Source organism: Marinobacter sp., assembly GCF_033722735.1.
GTDB lineage: Bacteria > Pseudomonadota > Gammaproteobacteria > Pseudomonadales > Oleiphilaceae > Marinobacter.
On the sequence record NZ_JAWVYN010000036.1, the window covers coordinates 1 to 15,937 of the forward strand.

The window sequence follows — 15,937 nt, forward strand, 5'->3', positions numbered from 1 at the left end:
GCCCCGAAGGGGTGAGGGCCAAAGGCCCGAATAATCCTCCCAGCCGCGCCAAATCTGAAACGCCTCATCATCGTAAACCCCGGTGATGAGGCGTTTTCATTTGTCAGATGGGATTTGAACCGAAAGAGGTTCGACCGAAGCTTTCTACCTCCCGTGATCCGCTTTCATCAACTGACCCCGAATGGCCCCAGCCGGATATTCCGGGTTATGGACGTTGATGTAAAAGTCTTCAGGATTCTCCAGAATCCGCTTCACAATGCCCGCCTCGCCGGTTGGAAACTTGCCTTCCTCGCCTTCCGTCAGGCAGTCTGCGGCATCCCCGTCTTCCGGCCCGGCCAGCATGGCGATGGGGGCTCCGTTGCTGCCGGCAGCGGCTTCGTGGATATGGGCGGCCATACCTTCGCCCACAGGCACCATCTGGATGTCTTCAACCTGGATGACGTAACACAGGGTGGTCGGGTCGCCGTCAATGCCGAAGACATGGGCGTGTCCCTTACCGTCAGGGGCGCCCGCGGTGCCTACCAGGCTATCGGCGGACAGGTGAGTGGAAATTACGTGGTTAGCATGGCCTGCGAGGGTAGCGCCACTGGCTAGCAGGGTGGTGGCCAAAAGAGCGGATTGGGTTGCTTTGAGTTTCATCGCCATTCTCCTGAAAACAGATTGTTTTGATTCATTTCCTCTATAAGTTCGTGATCGACGCAGGTTTGGATGCACCAACCACGAAAAAAACTGTCGATAAATTGAGCTAAGCTGAGCTGGAGGGGAGTCCGGGAGGTGGCGTGATGATGACTGCCAAAAGCTGGCCGCTGGTGGTGGCGCTGTTGCTGACGCTGGGCGGCCACGGTGTTGCAAGCGCGCAAGAGGTGGCGGGAACACTCGAGGGCGCGATTTTTGAGGGAGTGCTGCGGGAGGCGGGGGCCACCTCCGGTGGCGATGTCGACCGGCTGATTTTTCGAGATGGCCGCTTTATCTCGGAAGCGTGCAAAGAATATGGTTTTGAGCCGGCTGCCTATTCCGTCAGCCAGGAGCTGGGCGGGGTCACCTTTCAGGCCACATCGGTCAGTCCTTCCCACGGCACTATGGTATGGCGGGGTAGCCGGAATGGTGACCGGATGGAAGCAGAGGTGGTCTGGACCAAAGAACGTTGGTACTGGGACATTCGCAGGGAATACCGGTTTGAGGGCCAACTGGCCAAATAGTCCTGGAAATTAACGAGCTGAGGCGGTTACCCCGTCGCCGGGCTGGGCTTGGGGCTCCTGGGCATGGTTGCAGTGAATCGTTGGGCTAAGCTGTTGCTCCTGGTCGGATTGGCTGTCGGGCTGAATCTGGCCGGCCATTGGTTGGTGCAGGCTCTGAATTTCCAGGTTTTTCCCCGCCATGAACCGATGCTACACATGATTGTGCTCACCGCGACTGGCTTGTATATCCTGCTGATGGCCGTGCCGTTCATGCCGGGCATCGAGATTGGTTTGGCGCTGCTGGTTTTGCTGGGCGGGGAGGGGGCGCTGCTGGTTTACCTGAGTACCGTCGCCTCGCTGTCGTTGAGCTATGGCCTTGGCCGGCTGATGCCCGGGAACAGCATCAGTCGGTTGCTGTCCTGGCTGCACTTTGCCAGGGCCGCGGAACTGGCCCGGCAAATGGAGGGCCGGTCACACTCGGAGCGTCTGGAGCTTTTGTACCGGCGAGTGCCGGGGGGCGTCTTGCCGTTCGTACTCAGGCACCGTTTCGTAACAGTGGCGGTGTTGCTCAATACGCCGGGCAATGCCCTCATCGGAGGGGGTGGCGGCATCGGGATGGTCCTGGGCATGAGCCGGCTGATACCCTACTACCAGTATCTCCTCACAATGGCGCTGGCGGTGGCGCCAGTGCCATTGCTCTTTTACCTGGCCGGCCCCTGACAGGAGGGCGGGAAACCGTTACCACATCAAGTCGTCGGGGATTTCGTAGCCCGCGTAGGGATCGTCTTCATCCGCTTCGCTCTGCTGGGCTTTGTCGTGGAGCACCACAACCGCCTGCTCGTCCCGCTCCATGATCTTGCGGGCCACGGCCTCGGCCACCACCTCGTAGTGACCGTTGACGAAGACAATGGCCAGGCGTCCTCTTGACAGCGGGTCGACCATGTCGGAGGCCACCGGGATCTTCTTGATCTTCTTGTCATGGACAAACTGGTAGGATTCCTCCCCCCTGGAGCGGTCCAGCCGGTTGGTCTCCACCAGTTGGCGAATCTGGGCCTGGATGGCCTTCTTCTCCGCCTCCTGCTGTCGGGCCAGGTTCAACTGGCGGTCCCGTTCGGCCTTTTCCTCGCGGGCCTTCTGTGCTCGAAGCTGAGCCTCATTGACTTCGACGGCGCCCTTGGGCTGCTGTTTGCGTTTCTTGCGTTTTTCCTGGCGAATGGCCTTGGCCTTCTTTTCGTCGGCCAGGCCGGCCTTTAGGAGTTGATCCTGAAGTGATGCCATCAACTGCTCCGTTACTGAATTCCACACACTCGATTGCTGTTCCGGTAGTATACGCCGACCGGATTCGATCCCGTAACCGTCCATTCACTTTCCCGGACCTTCCTTTATGTCGTCTTTTAGTGTGTTAGGGCTTTCCCGGGCCATGCAGACCAACCTGGACCGGCTTGGCTATCAACAACCCACCCCCATCCAGGCGGAAGCCTTGCCGGCCGTGCTGGGCGGTAAGGATGTGATCGCCATGGCCCGAACCGGCAGCGGCAAAACCGCGGCGTTTGGCATCGGGTTGATTGAGCGGTTGCGGCCCCGGCATTTCGCAGTGCAGGGGCTGGTGTTGTGTCCCACCCGGGAGCTGGCGGATCAGGTGGCCAAGGCGCTCAGAGCCCTGGCACGGGCGCGTCACAATATCAAAGTGCTCACCCTGTGCGGTGGCGTGGCCATTGGGCCCCAGATAGGCTCCCTCAGCCACGGCGCCCATATTGTGGTGGGCACGCCCGGCAGGGTGCAGGACCACCTGCGCAAGGGCACCCTGTCGCTAGCGCAGCTCAGCATGCTGGTGCTGGATGAGGCGGATCGGATGCTGGACATGGGGTTCAGCGATTCGATCGAGGACATTCTTGGCCAGACACCGCCAACCCGGCAGACCCTGCTGTTCTCGGCCACCTGGCCGGCCGATATCCGCCGCCTCAGTGAGGGCTACCAGCGTGCGCCCGTTGATATCCGGGTGGCGGACACCGAGCCGGAACCGGATATCGAGGAGCTGTTCTACGAGATCCAGCCCGGCCAGCAAACCGATGCGCTGGCGGCGGTGCTGTCACAGCGCCAGCCAGCCGCCTGCATTGCCTTCTGTACCACCAAGCAGCAGTGTGATGACATCGCCGAGACGTTATCCGGTCGCGGCTTCCGGGCGTTGGCGCTGCACGGCGACCTGGAGCAGAGAGACCGGGATGCGGTGCTGGTGCGCTTTGCCAATGGTAGCGCCACGGTACTGGTGGCCACCGACGTGGCCGCCCGCGGGCTGGATATCCAGGGGCTGCCATTGGTGGTGAATGTCGAACCGGCGCGGGATGCCGAGGTCCACACCCATCGTATTGGCCGCACCGGCCGGGCAGGGGAGGCGGGCCACGCCATCACCTTCTGTACTCCGAAGCAGGGCCATCGGGTGACGCGATTGGAGCAGGAGCGCCGTTCCGAGCTTGCCTGGGGCGAGACCGCGGAACTGCTGGCCATCCCGGACCAGCCGGTGGCCCCGGCCGTGCGAACCCTAGTCATCGCCGGGGGTCGAAAGAACAAGGTGAGGCCGGGCGATATACTGGGAGCCTTGACCGGGGACGCCGGATTGCCCGCCAGTGCCGTGGGCAAGATCGATCTGTTCGAGTTCCAGAGCTTTGTGGCCATAGAAGCGCAGTCAGCCCGCAAGGCCCTGAGGCGACTGGAGAAAGGCCGGATCAAGGGGCGTCAGTTCCGGGTGCGAATGGCCTGAACCGAAATCGTTCCGATTACGCCGGCGGCGGATTTTCGCCCCAACAGGCAAAGGGATTGGCCCATTCGAATCGTCTGTTTAGGTTGCTCCCTAAACCGGAAACCGGTAAATTACGCGGGATTTTGCCCCCCGAAAAGTGCCCGACCGGCCGCGCCTGTGGAGAGAAGGCGGTTCGGGGAAAATCAATTTAATCAATACAGGTAGTTATTCGCTATGGATAACCTGATGTCACAAGCCGTTGACCTGATGATTGCGGGTATGGGGTTTGTTTTCGCGTTCCTGGTCATTCTGGTGTTCGCGACCCTGATCATGTCCAAGCTCATCTCCCGGTTGACGCCGCCTGAGCCGGCCACCCCGGTAAGAACTCCTCGTGCAAAGCCCTCAGCACCCACGTCGGTCGACCCCGACACCGCTGAAGCGATCAAGAAGGCGATTGCACAGTTCCGGGCACGCCACAAAAAGTGATCCGGAAGACGAATTAGAACCTTTAAACAGAAGGCTGACACGATGACAGACACAAAGAAACCGTTGGGGATTACGGACGTTATCCTGCGTGACGCCCACCAGTCCCTGCTGGCAACCCGCATGCGTCTCGACGACATGCTTCCCATTGCCGAGAAGCTCGACAAGGTAGGCTTCTGGTCCCTGGAATCCTGGGGCGGCGCGACATTCGACTCCTGCATCCGTTATCTGGGCGAAGATCCCTGGGAGCGTATTCGCGAACTGAAAAAAGCCATGCCCAACACGCCGCAGCAAATGCTGCTGCGTGGCCAGAACCTGCTGGGCTACCGCCACTACGCCGACGACGTGGTTGAGCGCTTTGTGGATCGTGCCGCCGAAAACGGCGTTGACGTGTTCCGTATCTTCGATGCGATGAACGATCCGCGCAACCTGGACACCGCCATCAAGGCGGTTCGCAAGACTGGCAAGCACGCCCAGGGCACCATCTCCTACACGGTGAGCCCGGTTCACACCATCGACATGTGGGTGGAGCTGGCCAAGGAGATCGAGTCCATGGGTGCCGATTCCATCGCCATCAAGGACATGGCCGGTCTGCTGAAGCCCTACGTGGCCTACGATCTGGTGTCTCGCCTGAAGAAGGAACTGAACGTTCCGATTCACATGCAGTGCCACGCCACCACCGGCATGTCCACCGCCACCGCCATCAAGGCAGCGGAAGCGGGCATCGACAACGTCGATACCGCCATCTCTTCCATGTCCATGACCTACGGTCACTCGCCCACCGAAGCCGTGGTGGCGATCCTGGAAGGCACCGACCGCGACACCGGGCTGGATCTCAACCTGCTGGAAGACATTGCCGGTTACTTCCGGGAAGTCCGTAAGAAGTACGCCAAGTTTGAAGGCAGCCTGAAGGGCGTGGACTCCCGCATCCTGACCGCCCAGGTACCGGGCGGCATGCTGACCAACATGGAAAACCAGCTGCGTGAGCAGAACGCCAGCGACAAGTTTGACGCCGTGCTGGCCGAGATCCCCAAGGTCCGCGAAGACCTGGGCTTCATCCCGCTGGTGACCCCGACCTCCCAGATCGTGGGTACCCAGGCAGTACTGAACGTGCTGACCGGCGAGCGTTACAAGTCCATCTCCAAGGAAACCGCTGCGGTCCTGAAAGGCGAGTACGGTTCGGCACCAGCTCCGTTCAACAAGGAACTGCAGGAGCGAGTCCTGTAAGGCAAGGAGCCTGTGACCTGCCGTCCGGCGGATCTGCTCGAGCCGGAAATGGACAAGCTGACCGATGAGCTTAAGCAGATTGCCGGTGACAAGGGCATCAAGCTGGCGGAGCAGGAAGTCGACGACGTCCTGACCTACGCCCTGTTCCCGCAGATCGGCCTGAAGTTCCTGGAGAACCGTGGCAATCCGGATGCCTTCGAGCCGGTACCGACCGGTGAAGAGACCGCGCCCGCCAAGAAGGCTGGTGGTCCGGAAACCTACACCGTCACCGTCAACGGCAAAGAGTACGTGGTTGCGGTCAGCGAAGGCGGCGAGATCAGCCAGATCGAAGCGCAGGGTGGTGCGGCAGCCGCCCCTGCTGCGGCTCCGGCACCTGCCGGCGGCGGCGAGCCGGTGCTGGCTCCGCTGGGCGGTAACATCTTCAAGGTCCTGGTGAACCCGGGTGATGTGGTGGAAGAGGGCGACGTGCTGATCATCCTTGAAGCCATGAAGATGGAAACCGAAGTACGGGCCCCGAAAGGTGGCACCATCGGTGAAGTGTTCATCAAGGTCGGTGATGCCGTCGCTGTTGATGATGAAATGCTGACAATCGCATAAGGGCCAGCATTCCATGGATAAGTTACTTACGCTCTGGACAGGCAGTGGCCTGTTCAATATGTCCTTTGGCCAGGTGGTGATGATCGCCGTCTGCCTTCTGCTGCTGTTCCTTGCGATCCGCAAGGGCTTTGAGCCGCTGCTGCTGGTGCCGATTGGCTTCGGTGGCATCCTGGCGAACATTCCGGAGGCAGGGCTGGCCCTGTCTGCCGCGGAAAATGCCATCCACTTCGCCAAGCCGGAAGTGCTGGCGGCGCTGGCCGGCTCCCTGGACGTGTCCTACCAGGCCGGACAGGCGGTGACGCCGGAGGTGATGGAGTCGTTCAAGTATGCCTATAAAGATGCCACCGCGGCCCAGGTCGCCATGGCTAACGGCCTGGCCCAGGACTTCGGCTACGGCAATGGCATGTTGTACAACTTCTATCAGGTCATCATCGGCAGTACCGTGGGTCCGCTGATCATCTTCATGGGTGTTGGCGCCATGACCGACTTCGGTCCGCTGCTGGCCAACCCGAAGACCATGCTGCTGGGCGCGGCGGCGCAGTTCGGTATCTTTGGTACCGTCATCGGTGCTGCTCTGCTGGATCTGACCGGCGTCCTGGATTTCAACATTCTGGAAGCCGCCGCCATTGGTATCATCGGTGGTGCCGACGGTCCCACGTCCATCTACGTGTCCAGTGTTCTAGCCCCGCACCTGCTGGGTGCGATCGCAGTTTCCGCCTACGCGTACATGGCGATGGTGCCGATGATCCAGCCGCCCATCATGAAGGCACTGACCTCTCCGGAAGAGCGGGCCATCAAGATGTCCCAGCTGCGCCCGGTCAGCAAGCGCGAGAAGATCATCTTCCCGCTGGTGGTGCTGATTGCCGTGGTGCTGTTCCTGCCGGATGCCGCACCGCTGCTGGGTATGTTCTGTTTCGGTAACCTGATGCGCGAGTGTGGCGTGGTCGAGCGTCTGAGCGACACCGCCCAGAACGCGCTGATCAACATCGTGACCATCTTCCTGGGCCTGTCGGTGGGCTCCAAGCTGATGGCGGACAAGTTCCTGGATGGCCAGACCCTGGGTATCCTGGCGCTGGGTATCGTCGCCTTCGGTGTGGGTACCGCCGCCGGTCTGCTGATGGCCAAGCTGATGAACGCGGTCAGCAAAGAGAAGATCAACCCGCTGATTGGTTCTGCCGGTGTATCCGCGGTTCCGATGGCCGCCCGAGTGTCCAACAAGGTCGGTCTGGAAGCTAACCCGCAGAACTTCCTGCTGATGCACGCCATGGGCCCGAACGTGGCCGGTGTCATCGGCTCTGCGGTGGCCGCCGGTGTGATGATCAAGCTGCTCGGCTGATCCTCGCCCTTCGGCAAAAAACCCGCCCGGTGCAAGCCTGGCGGGTTTTTTTATTGCCCGAATTCCTGCCGGGTATCGGTTGGGACGACTAGTATGAAGGGTGTGCCTTAGAGTCAAGGGAGGGCGACATCATGATTCCGGAGCACGTCAGGGGGCAGCTTGATGCGGCCTACAGTGATGAGAAATACCAGCAGATTCGAGCCCTCTGGAAACACCATTCCGTTTCCGAAGACCAGCGCAGCATTGAGGGGCTGATGTCCACACTCACCGAGGACTGTGAATACGTGATGCGACCATCCGGCACCAAGTGGCAGGGCAAGGACGGGGCGACACGATTTTACTCCGAGCTGTTGTCCGCTTTTCCGGATATCAAGTTCGAGCTACAGAATATCGTCATCGGTCCCCAGGGCGTGTACGAAGAGGCCGACGTTTCCGGCACGCTGCTGGGAAACTGGCAGGACTGGCGTGGCGACGGTCAACGGATCGAATGCTCGATCCAGATTTTCTTTCCCTGGGATGAAGCGGCCGGCAAGTTTCGGGGCGAAATCATCCACCTGGATTACGACCGGATACTGGCCCGGTACGGTGTCTGCCAGGTGGCATGAGTCGCGACTGGGGGGACGATTGGCTACTGAAAATCCCGGGAGCGCACGGTCAGGTTGTTGATCAGGTGGCTGAGGTCACGGAGCCTGCCGGCCATCACGTGGATGATGTCCCCCTCGCGCTCGATAATCCCTTTTACATGCAGCAGCCGGGCGGTCAGCAGGGGCTTGCGCTGGCGCTGGGCGGTGGCCAGCCACACCACCACGTTGATGTTGCCGGTTTCGTCCTCCAGGGTGACGAAGGTGACCCCGGCCGCCGAGCCCGGTCGTTGACGCCCGGTGACCAGCCCCGCTACCTGCACCGGCCGTCCCGGCTCCGCGTCCAGCAGTTGCTGGGCATTCAGGCAGTGTTTCAGGTGGCCCTGTTCCCGTAACAGGGCCAGCGGGTGGCGTTGCAGACTCAGGCCCTGGCTGGCGTAATCCGCCAGGATCGTCTGGCCCTCGCTGGGTACGGGCAGGGCAACGGCAGTATCGGCCTGGTAGTCCGCCGGGGCCTCGCCCAGCAGCACACCGCTGTCCCGCTCGTGCCCCAGCAGCTGCCAATAGGCCTGGTGACGGTTGTCGCTGAACGGCGCCAGGGCGCCGGCCCCGGCCAGGGCCTCCAGGCCCCGCTGGGCCAGGCCGGTGCGTTGGCGCAGCTCGGTGGTGGAACGGTAACCGCCGTCGGGGCGCTGGCGGCAGATCCGCTCGCCGGCCTCCCGGGACAGCCCCTTGATCAGCCGGAACCCCAACCGCAGTTGCTGGTCCGGTCCCTCCAGGGTGTGATCCCAGGTGCTGCGGTTGACGTCGATGGGCAAGACGGCGACGTTGTGGCGGCGGGCGTCCTGCACCAGTTGGGACGGGGAGTAGAAGCCCATGGGCTGGCTGTTGAGCAGGCCGCAGTAGAAGGCGGCCGGGTGGTGACGCTTGAGCCAGGCCGAGACGTACACCAGCAGGGCAAAGCTGGCGGCGTGGGATTCCGGGAAGCCATAGCCACCGAACCCGCAGATCTGCTTGTACAGGCGCTCGGCAAAGTCTTCGCTGTGGCCCCGGGCCAGCATGCCCTGGATCAGCTTGTCCCGGAACAGGGTGAGGTCGCCATCGGACTTCCAGGCGGCCATGGCCCGGCGCAGCCGGTCGGCTTCGCCGGCGCTGAAGCCGGCGGCCACCATGGCCAGCTTGATCGCCTGCTCCTGGAAGATGGGCACCCCCAGGGTGCGTTCCAGCACCTGGCGCACCTCGTCGTTGGGGTAGGCCACCGGTTCCCGGCTGGCGCGCCGCTTCAGGTAGGGATGAACCATGTCGCCCTGGATGGGGCCGGGGCGGACAATGGCCACCTGGATTACCAGGTCGTAGTAGCATTCCGGCCGCAGCCGGGCCAGCATGTTCATCTGCGCCCGGGACTCCACCTGGAACACCCCGATGCTGTCCCCCTGCTGTAGCATCTCGTACACCCGCGGGTCTTCCCGCTCGATGTCCGGCAGGCCGAACGGCCGGCCCTGGCGTTGGCTGATCAGCGCCAGCGCCTTGCGGATGGCGGACAACATGCCCAGGGCCAGCACGTCCACCTTCATCAGCCCCAGGCTCTCCAGGTCGTCCTTGTCCCACTGGATTACCGTGCGCTCGGCCATGGCGGCGTTCTCCACCGGCACCAGCTCCGACAGCGGCCCGGCGCTGATCACAAAACCGCCCACGTGCTGGGACAGGTGGCGGGGAAAGCCCATGATCTGCCCCACCAGGGTGAAGAACTGGTCCGCAATACGGGGGTTGCGGGTGAGGTTCTTGTCGAGGATTTGCCGGCGCCAGTGGGTGTCCCTGTCCCGCCAGTCGATGCCGTTGAGAAACTGCTCCACCATTGCCGGATCGAAACCCAGGGCCTTGCCCACGTCGCGGATGGCGCTGCGGGGACGGTAGCGGATCACCGTGGCGGCCAGCGCCGCCCGGTCCCGACCGTAGCGCTGGTAAATGTACTGGATCACCTCTTCCCGGCGCTCGTGTTCGAAATCCACGTCGATGTCCGGCGGCTCGTCCCGGTCCTTGGAGATGAAGCGCTCGAACAGCAGCTCCACCTGGGTGGGGTCCACCTCGGTGATGCCCAGGCAGTAGCATACCGCCGAGTTGGCGGCAGAGCCCCGGCCCTGGCACAGGATGTCCCGGCTGCGGGCAAAGCTGACGATGTCGTGGAGGGTGAGGAAGTAATGCTCGTAGTTCAGCTCGCTGATCAGTGCCAGCTCCTTGCGGATCAACGACTGCACCGGCAGTGGCGTGCCTTGGGGAAACCGTCGCCGCTCGCCCTCACGGGTGAGCTGTTGCAGGTAGGCGGCAGGCGTCTGGCCATCCGGCACCAGGTCGGCGGGGTATTCGTAGCGCAGGCGGCCGGGCTCGAAGTGGCAGCGCTCGGCAAGGCGCACCGTCTCCCGCAGCCAGGCGGCGGGATAGAGCCGTTGCAGCACCGGCAGGGGGCGCAGGTAGCGTTCGCCGTTCTGGAACAGCAGGTGGCCGGCGTGCTCCACCGAGGTGTTGTGCCGGATGGCGGTGAGCACGTCCTGCAGCGGCTGGCACTCCCGGGCGTGCATGTGAACCTGCCCGGTGGCAACCACCGGGCAGGCCAGTTGCTCGGCGAGGGTGCGAACCCGCTCCAGCTGCTGGGCCTCGCCCGCCTCCAGGGTGCGGCTGGCGCTGATCCAGAACCGCTCCGGGAAGCAGCCCTGCAGCCAGCGGCCGCAGGCGAGAGCGGCCTGCCCATCCGCCTCGTCCGCGGCGGGGGGCAGCCACAGGCACAGGCAGTGGTCGAGGGCGTGGCTCTCCACATCCGCCACTGGCAGGCGGTAGTGTCCCTTCCCGGCCTGGCGGCGACCGGTGGTGATCAGTTGGCACAGTTGGCCGTAGCCGGTGCGGTTCCGGGCCAGCAGGAAGAAGCGGGGGCGGGCGGCCTCCTCCGGCGCGTCCGCCAGGGCAAAGTAGCTGCCGGTGATCAGCGTGACCGGGCTGTCCTTGAGCGCGGCCCAGGCCCGGGGGATCCCCGCCACCGAGCACTCGTCGGTGATCGCCAGGGCCCGGTAACCCAGCGCCACGGCCCGCTCGGCCAGCTCGTGGGGGTGAGAGGCCCCGGTGAGGAAGGTGAAGTTGCTGAAACAGGTCAGTTCCGCGTAGTCCATGGTCGCTCACCCAAACCAGCCGTGAATGAACCAGCCGCCCCCCACGTCCCGGAACAGCCAGGCCAACTGTCCGCTGGGCAACTGGGCAATGTAGTAGTCCCGCTGCACCCGCTCGCCATCCCACCAACCGCTGTTGATCCGCTCCGGTTCGGACAACCAGGCCACCGGCGTCTGTTGCAGTGGCTGGGGGCTGGATAGCAGCCAGAGGGGGCGCAGGGGTGGGGCGAGGGTGTCCGCCACCCGGGGTGACCGGCGCTGCAGTGGGGCCCCCGACCAGGCCCGCTCCGGGCGGTGATCGGCCTCGGGGGTCAGGTGGTGCAGGGCGGCGTCCCCCAGCCGGGCCTGCAGGCGACTGACCAGGGTGTGCCAGGCTTCCTGCAGGTTGGTGGTTTCCCCCAGCAAATCGGCGCTGGCGGGGGCATCGCGGGCCAGAAAGCGACTGACCGTCAGCGCCAGGGCCACCACCGGGGCGGTGAGGGGATGCTGCTCCAGGCGAATCCGGATCAGCTCCGCAAAGGCGCTGGCCCGGTGCTCGGGCCCGCTGGTGCGTACCGTCAGCCGGGTGGTGTCCCGGTTCCGGTGGGTGAGGGTCAGGTGCAGGCTGTCGGTATCCTGCTGGCGCCACTGCAGGTCCGCCTCCAGCTCCGCCAGCATGGGCTGGAGCGGAAACAGCAGGCCCTGGGCCTGTTCCACCTCCCGCACAAAATCCACCTGCTGGTGAAAGTGGGGCGGCGGCTGCCAGAAGGCCTGCGGGTCGGGGCGAACGCCCTGGATCTGCTGAACATGGGCCAGGGTCTCCGGGGCCAGCCGCCGGGCCAGTTCCTGGGGTGGCAGTTGGAACAGCTCCCCCAGCCGGGTCAGGCCCAGCCGGGCCAGGCGTTCCCGGGTGCGGGGCTCGAACCCGGCGGCCTCCAGCGGTAACGCCGCCACCCGCGCCTTCAGCCGACCCGGTGCCTGCTCGCATTCCCCCGGCCCCTGGCGGGCCACCAGCCGGCTGGCCTGGGGCGTGAGGCCGGTGGCCAGCCAGGCGGTCAGCCGGCGCTCGGCCAGGGCCTGTTGCAGGGTGCGCCAGAGGGCGGGCAGGCCGCCATACAGCCGTTGCAGGCTGCTGGCCTCCAGCAGCAAGCCGTCGGGTGGGTGCAGGGCAATCTGGGCGGCATGGCGGTACAGCCAGCGGGCCTGTTGGGCCAGTACGGCACTTTCCCGGTTTTCATCCGCCTGGTGAATGGCCAGCTCTGGCACCAGGGTGAGGGCGGTTTTCAGCCGCATGCCCACCTGCACCCCCTGCTGCTGTGCCTGCGGGCAGGCCTGGGCAACCCGTTGCTGGGTGCCGGACACGACCACCATGGCACCGGGCGCTTCGTGGGCGCGGCGCAGGTGATCCAGCAACAGGTGGGGAAAGTGCAGGTAGAGCCACAGCATGATGCAGTCTCCTAACTGTGGGAGCCCGCCCAGGGGCCGGCGATGACCCGCGGGCTGGCCGGCAGCGCCTGCCCGGCGCGACTGGCCATATCCAGCCGGCAGTGTTGCCCGGGCCAGCCGCCGCGGCGTTTCAGCACGTTGACCCGCAACCCGTGATGGGGGGCCGGTTCCAGCTCCAGCCGCAGGGCCGCCGGGGAACTCTGCCGGGCCTGGCGGCGGGGCCGGAACAGCACGCAGGTGGTGTGTCCCGCCTCGGCCGCCAGTTGCAGTCGGCGAATGTCACGACTGGCCAGACGACCGGGCCAGGCCAGCACCAGGCCGGTCACCGGCGAGCGCAGGCAGTTCTCCAGCGTCCACAGGGTGTCCCCGGCGGAAGTTGGGCGAACTACCACCACTTGCTCCAGGGAAAGGCCGTGCCGGGCCAGGGCGGGGGCGTAGGGAATGTGCGGCGGATTGATCCAGAACACGGTCCGCCCCGCCTGTGCCATCCGGCGCATCAGCGGCAGCACCAGCTGCAGCTCGCCAATGCCCTCGTGGTCCAGCAGGCATTCACTCAGCGCCCCCACCGGCCAGCCGGCACCGTCCAGTTGCTGGTCCAGCGCGGCATAGCCGGTGCGCTCTCCGGGCTGGTGGGCCCGGCCCTGGCGGTGGCCCTGCCACACGCGGGCGTCGTGAATCAGGGTGTTGAGGAGTTCGCTCATTAGTTGTCTCAATAATACTGTTTAAATATACAGTATTCCGAATGGGCGCGGATTTCAACTGGCAGATGGCCCACCGGACCTTCCCGGCTGGGCGCCTTGAACTACCCTGTAAGGAAAGCCACGTTGTGTGACGCAGACCGACAAGCGGACGAATGAGGGAGAAACAACCATGACCAGATTGACCGAACAGGCCTGCGAAGCCTGCCGTGCCGATGCCCCGCAGGTGAGCGCCGAGGAGCAGCAAGCCCTGCTGCAGGAGATCCCCGGCTGGAGCGTGATCGAATTGGACGGCGAGCCCCAGCTCCGGCGGGAGTTCAAGTTCAAGAACTTTGTAGAGGCCCTGGCCTTTGCCAACCAGGTGGGCGATCTGGCCGAGGCGGAGAACCACCATCCGGCCCTGCTGGTGGAGTGGGGCAAGGTCACCGTGCGCTGGTGGACCCACAAGATTGGCGGCCTGCACCGCAACGACTTCATCATGGCGGCGCGGACCAGCGGGTTGTATGGCTAGAGCCAGCCAGTGTCACAAATCACCGGGTTCCGGGTCCCTGGGGTAGGCCACTATTAATCGTGCAAATTGCCCCGGCCCGAGGGGCTCGTTTGTCTGCAGTCGCTGGGTGGATATTCACCGTAACGGTAAGGAGACACGACATGGGACGCTGCTACAACACCATCGACATTGATGCTCCGGTTGATGTTGTCTGGAACCGGCTTCGGAACTTCCACGACATGTCCTGGGCCGAGGGTGTGATCACTGACGTCAAAGCCGTAGGCGACAAGGGCGGCCTTGACATTGGCGCCAAACGGATCCTGAACGACGCATTTCATGAAACCCTGGTGACGATGGACCCGGCACACTACACCTTCTCCTACAGCATTGATGACGGCCCGGGCCCCGTGGCAAAGGACGCCGTCGAGCGTTACATCGGCACCGTCAAACTGTCCCCCTCCGGCGAGGGGACGCGGGTGGAATGGTCATCGGAGTTCACCTCCGCCGCCGACGACGAGGTGGCGGAGTTCTGTAACCCCATCTATTCGGCATTGCTGGATGCCCTGAAAAAGTCGTTCGCCTGATCCGGGGGGCGGCGAACGCCAAGGACGACGGCCTGCACTGCAACGACATCATCATCGCTGCCTGAACAAACGGGTTGTACAAGGGGGAGGGGGGGAGCCGGCGGTGGTCAGCTACCCAATGCATCCACCGGGCTACGCACCCCAAAGCCGCCCTTGCGGACCACGTGGGTGTAGATTTCGGTGGTCCGAACATCCGAATGCCCCAGCAACTTCTGGATGGTGCGAATATCGTAACCGGCTTCCAGCAGGCGGGTGGCAAAGCTATGGCGGAAGGTGTGGCTGTTCCCCGGTTTGTGAATTCCGGCCTGACGGATGGCCTGCTTGAATTTCTTTTGCACCGTTCTTGCCAGTAAATGATGCCGGCGGCGGATTCCGGAACGAGGATCAATGGATAACTCCGGCGCAGGAAACAGGTACTGCCAGCCCGGCTCGATACTGGCATTGGGGTACTTACGCGCAAGGCCGTTCGGAAGGTAAACCGCACCATATCCCCGGGCCAGGTCGCTCTGGTGAAGGTGCAGAGCAAACTCAGTCTGCTCGGTTAGCGGAGCAATCAGGGTGTTCGGGAGCAGGGTTACCCGATCCTTCGCCCCTTTTCCGTTGCGCACGATGATTTGCTGCATGCCAAAATCGACATCTTTTACCCGCAAACGGAGCGTTTCGTTAATACGCAGGCCCGAACCATAGATTATAAGGGCCACAAGCCTGAACACCCCCTCCAGATGACCGATAACCGCTTGTGCCTCCTCGGGGCTGAACACCGTGGGCAGACGGGCCGGCCTGCGAGACAGCTCGTAATGCAGGTTATCCAGGGGCGTTCCCAAAAACTCCCGGTACAGGAAGATCAACGCATTCAATGCAACCCGTTGCGTGGCGGCACTGGCATTGGCCTGTACCGCCAGGTGGGAAAGAAACGCCTCCACTTCCGGTGTGCCCATTAAGCTGGGGTGTCGTACACCGTGAAAACGGATGAAACGCTTGATCCAGAAAACGTAGGTTTTCTCCGTTTGATACGCCAGCCCACGGATGCGGATAAGGCTGCGAACCTGGTCCATCAATCGCGGCGACCGGGAGGCTATCGGGGGTGGTACATCCATGTGACTCAATCCCTGAGGCTGTATTTGTATACAGTATTGGTCTGTAGCGTTTGCCCGTCAATGCTCTTGCCTCTGGAGTTATACGAACGCGTTCGCAAAACTCCAGAATTTCTCCGGGCAACATGGCTAACCATCTGATATGTTTAAGGGTAAGCAAAAGCTGGCCCGGAATTATACGCCCATCAGGAAGGCGAGAATCTGTTAGGATCAGGGCGTATATCTTCACGCTGGATGCTGGCCTAGGCGCTAACATTCTGTTTTCAAAGTTTTTTTAATGGGCTAGCTGGACAATGGATTTGGAATTATACGAACACATGATATGCGAACGCGTTCGTATAATTAGCTGTTA

General features: G+C 63.1%; 14 protein-coding genes and 1 pseudogene. 9 read left to right on the forward strand and 6 right to left on the reverse strand.

Translation table 11 applies throughout. From position 1 onward, the window contains the following. Positions 1-144 precede the first annotated feature (144 nt). Positions 145-639, reverse strand: coding sequence for a CHRD domain-containing protein (locus tag R3175_RS17215; RefSeq protein ID WP_318945577.1), 495 nt, complete (start codon positions 637-639; stop codon positions 145-147). Positions 640-782: 143 nt separating this feature from the next. Between R3175_RS17215 and R3175_RS17220 the strand changes: the two genes are divergently transcribed. After that, positions 783-1,199: a hypothetical protein gene (locus R3175_RS17220; protein ID WP_318945578.1), complete on the forward strand. Its 417-nt coding sequence runs from the start codon at positions 783-785 to the stop codon at positions 1,197-1,199. A 186-nt stretch (positions 1,200-1,385) separates the two neighbouring features. Continuing rightward, entirely contained in the window at positions 1,386-1,898 is a 513-nt protein-coding gene (locus R3175_RS17225) for a hypothetical protein (RefSeq protein WP_318945579.1), read from the forward strand. A gap of 18 nt (positions 1,899-1,916) precedes the next feature. Here the strand turns inward: R3175_RS17225 and R3175_RS17230 are convergent, their stop codons facing one another. Further along, on the reverse strand, positions 1,917-2,456 hold the full coding sequence (locus R3175_RS17230) for a DUF2058 domain-containing protein (RefSeq protein WP_318945580.1): 540 nt from the start codon (positions 2,454-2,456) through the stop codon (positions 1,917-1,919). 106 nt (positions 2,457-2,562) lie between these two features. Between R3175_RS17230 and dbpA the strand changes: the two genes are divergently transcribed. The 5 genes and pseudogenes from dbpA to R3175_RS17255 all read left to right on the forward strand — a co-directional run bounded on the left by dbpA (position 2,563) and on the right by R3175_RS17255 (position 8,163). Beyond that, positions 2,563-3,936, forward strand: coding sequence for an ATP-dependent RNA helicase DbpA (gene dbpA / locus R3175_RS17235; RefSeq protein ID WP_318945581.1), 1,374 nt, complete (start codon positions 2,563-2,565; stop codon positions 3,934-3,936). Between the two features lie 213 nt (positions 3,937-4,149). Then, positions 4,150-4,401 (forward strand): OadG family protein, encoded by a 252-nt coding sequence (locus R3175_RS17240; protein WP_318945582.1) that lies wholly within the window; start codon positions 4,150-4,152, stop codon positions 4,399-4,401. 42 nt (positions 4,402-4,443) lie between these two features. Further along, positions 4,444-6,222, forward strand: a pseudogene (gene oadA / locus R3175_RS17245) (sodium-extruding oxaloacetate decarboxylase subunit alpha). A 13-nt stretch (positions 6,223-6,235) separates the two neighbouring features. After that, positions 6,236-7,558 (forward strand): sodium ion-translocating decarboxylase subunit beta, encoded by a 1,323-nt coding sequence (locus R3175_RS17250; protein WP_318945584.1) that lies wholly within the window; start codon positions 6,236-6,238, stop codon positions 7,556-7,558. A gap of 131 nt (positions 7,559-7,689) precedes the next feature. Then, positions 7,690-8,163 (forward strand): nuclear transport factor 2 family protein, encoded by a 474-nt coding sequence (locus tag R3175_RS17255; protein ID WP_318945585.1) that lies wholly within the window; start codon positions 7,690-7,692, stop codon positions 8,161-8,163. Positions 8,164-8,186: 23 nt separating this feature from the next. Here R3175_RS17255 and R3175_RS17260 read toward each other — a convergent pair whose 3' ends face one another. The 3 genes from R3175_RS17260 to imuA are packed head-to-tail and all read right to left on the reverse strand — an operon-like array spanning position 8,187 to position 13,420. Then, positions 8,187-11,297 (reverse strand): error-prone DNA polymerase, encoded by a 3,111-nt coding sequence (locus tag R3175_RS17260; protein ID WP_318945586.1) that lies wholly within the window; start codon positions 11,295-11,297, stop codon positions 8,187-8,189. Positions 11,298-11,303: 6 nt separating this feature from the next. Beyond that, positions 11,304-12,719 carry a DNA polymerase Y family protein gene (locus tag R3175_RS17265; protein ID WP_318945587.1) on the reverse strand — a complete coding sequence of 472 codons (1,416 nt, stop codon included), beginning with the start codon at positions 12,717-12,719 and terminating at the stop codon, positions 11,304-11,306. A gap of 11 nt (positions 12,720-12,730) precedes the next feature. Next, positions 12,731-13,420 (reverse strand): translesion DNA synthesis-associated protein ImuA, encoded by a 690-nt coding sequence (imuA, locus tag R3175_RS17270; RefSeq protein WP_318945588.1) that lies wholly within the window; start codon positions 13,418-13,420, stop codon positions 12,731-12,733. Between the two features lie 169 nt (positions 13,421-13,589). Here imuA and R3175_RS17275 point away from each other — a divergent pair, with 169 nt between their 5' ends. Together R3175_RS17275 and R3175_RS17280 are read left to right on the forward strand one after the other, a co-directional pair. After that, entirely contained in the window at positions 13,590-13,928 is a 339-nt protein-coding gene (locus tag R3175_RS17275; protein WP_318945589.1) for a 4a-hydroxytetrahydrobiopterin dehydratase, read from the forward strand. Positions 13,929-14,068: 140 nt separating this feature from the next. Next, positions 14,069-14,491 (forward strand): SRPBCC family protein, encoded by a 423-nt coding sequence (locus tag R3175_RS17280; protein WP_318945590.1) that lies wholly within the window; start codon positions 14,069-14,071, stop codon positions 14,489-14,491. Positions 14,492-14,598: 107 nt separating this feature from the next. On the opposite strand, the gene R3175_RS17285 is transcribed toward R3175_RS17280, so the two are convergent. After that, positions 14,599-15,588, reverse strand: coding sequence for an integron integrase (locus R3175_RS17285; protein ID WP_318945591.1), 990 nt, complete (start codon positions 15,586-15,588; stop codon positions 14,599-14,601). Between the last annotated feature and the right edge of the window lie 349 nt (positions 15,589-15,937).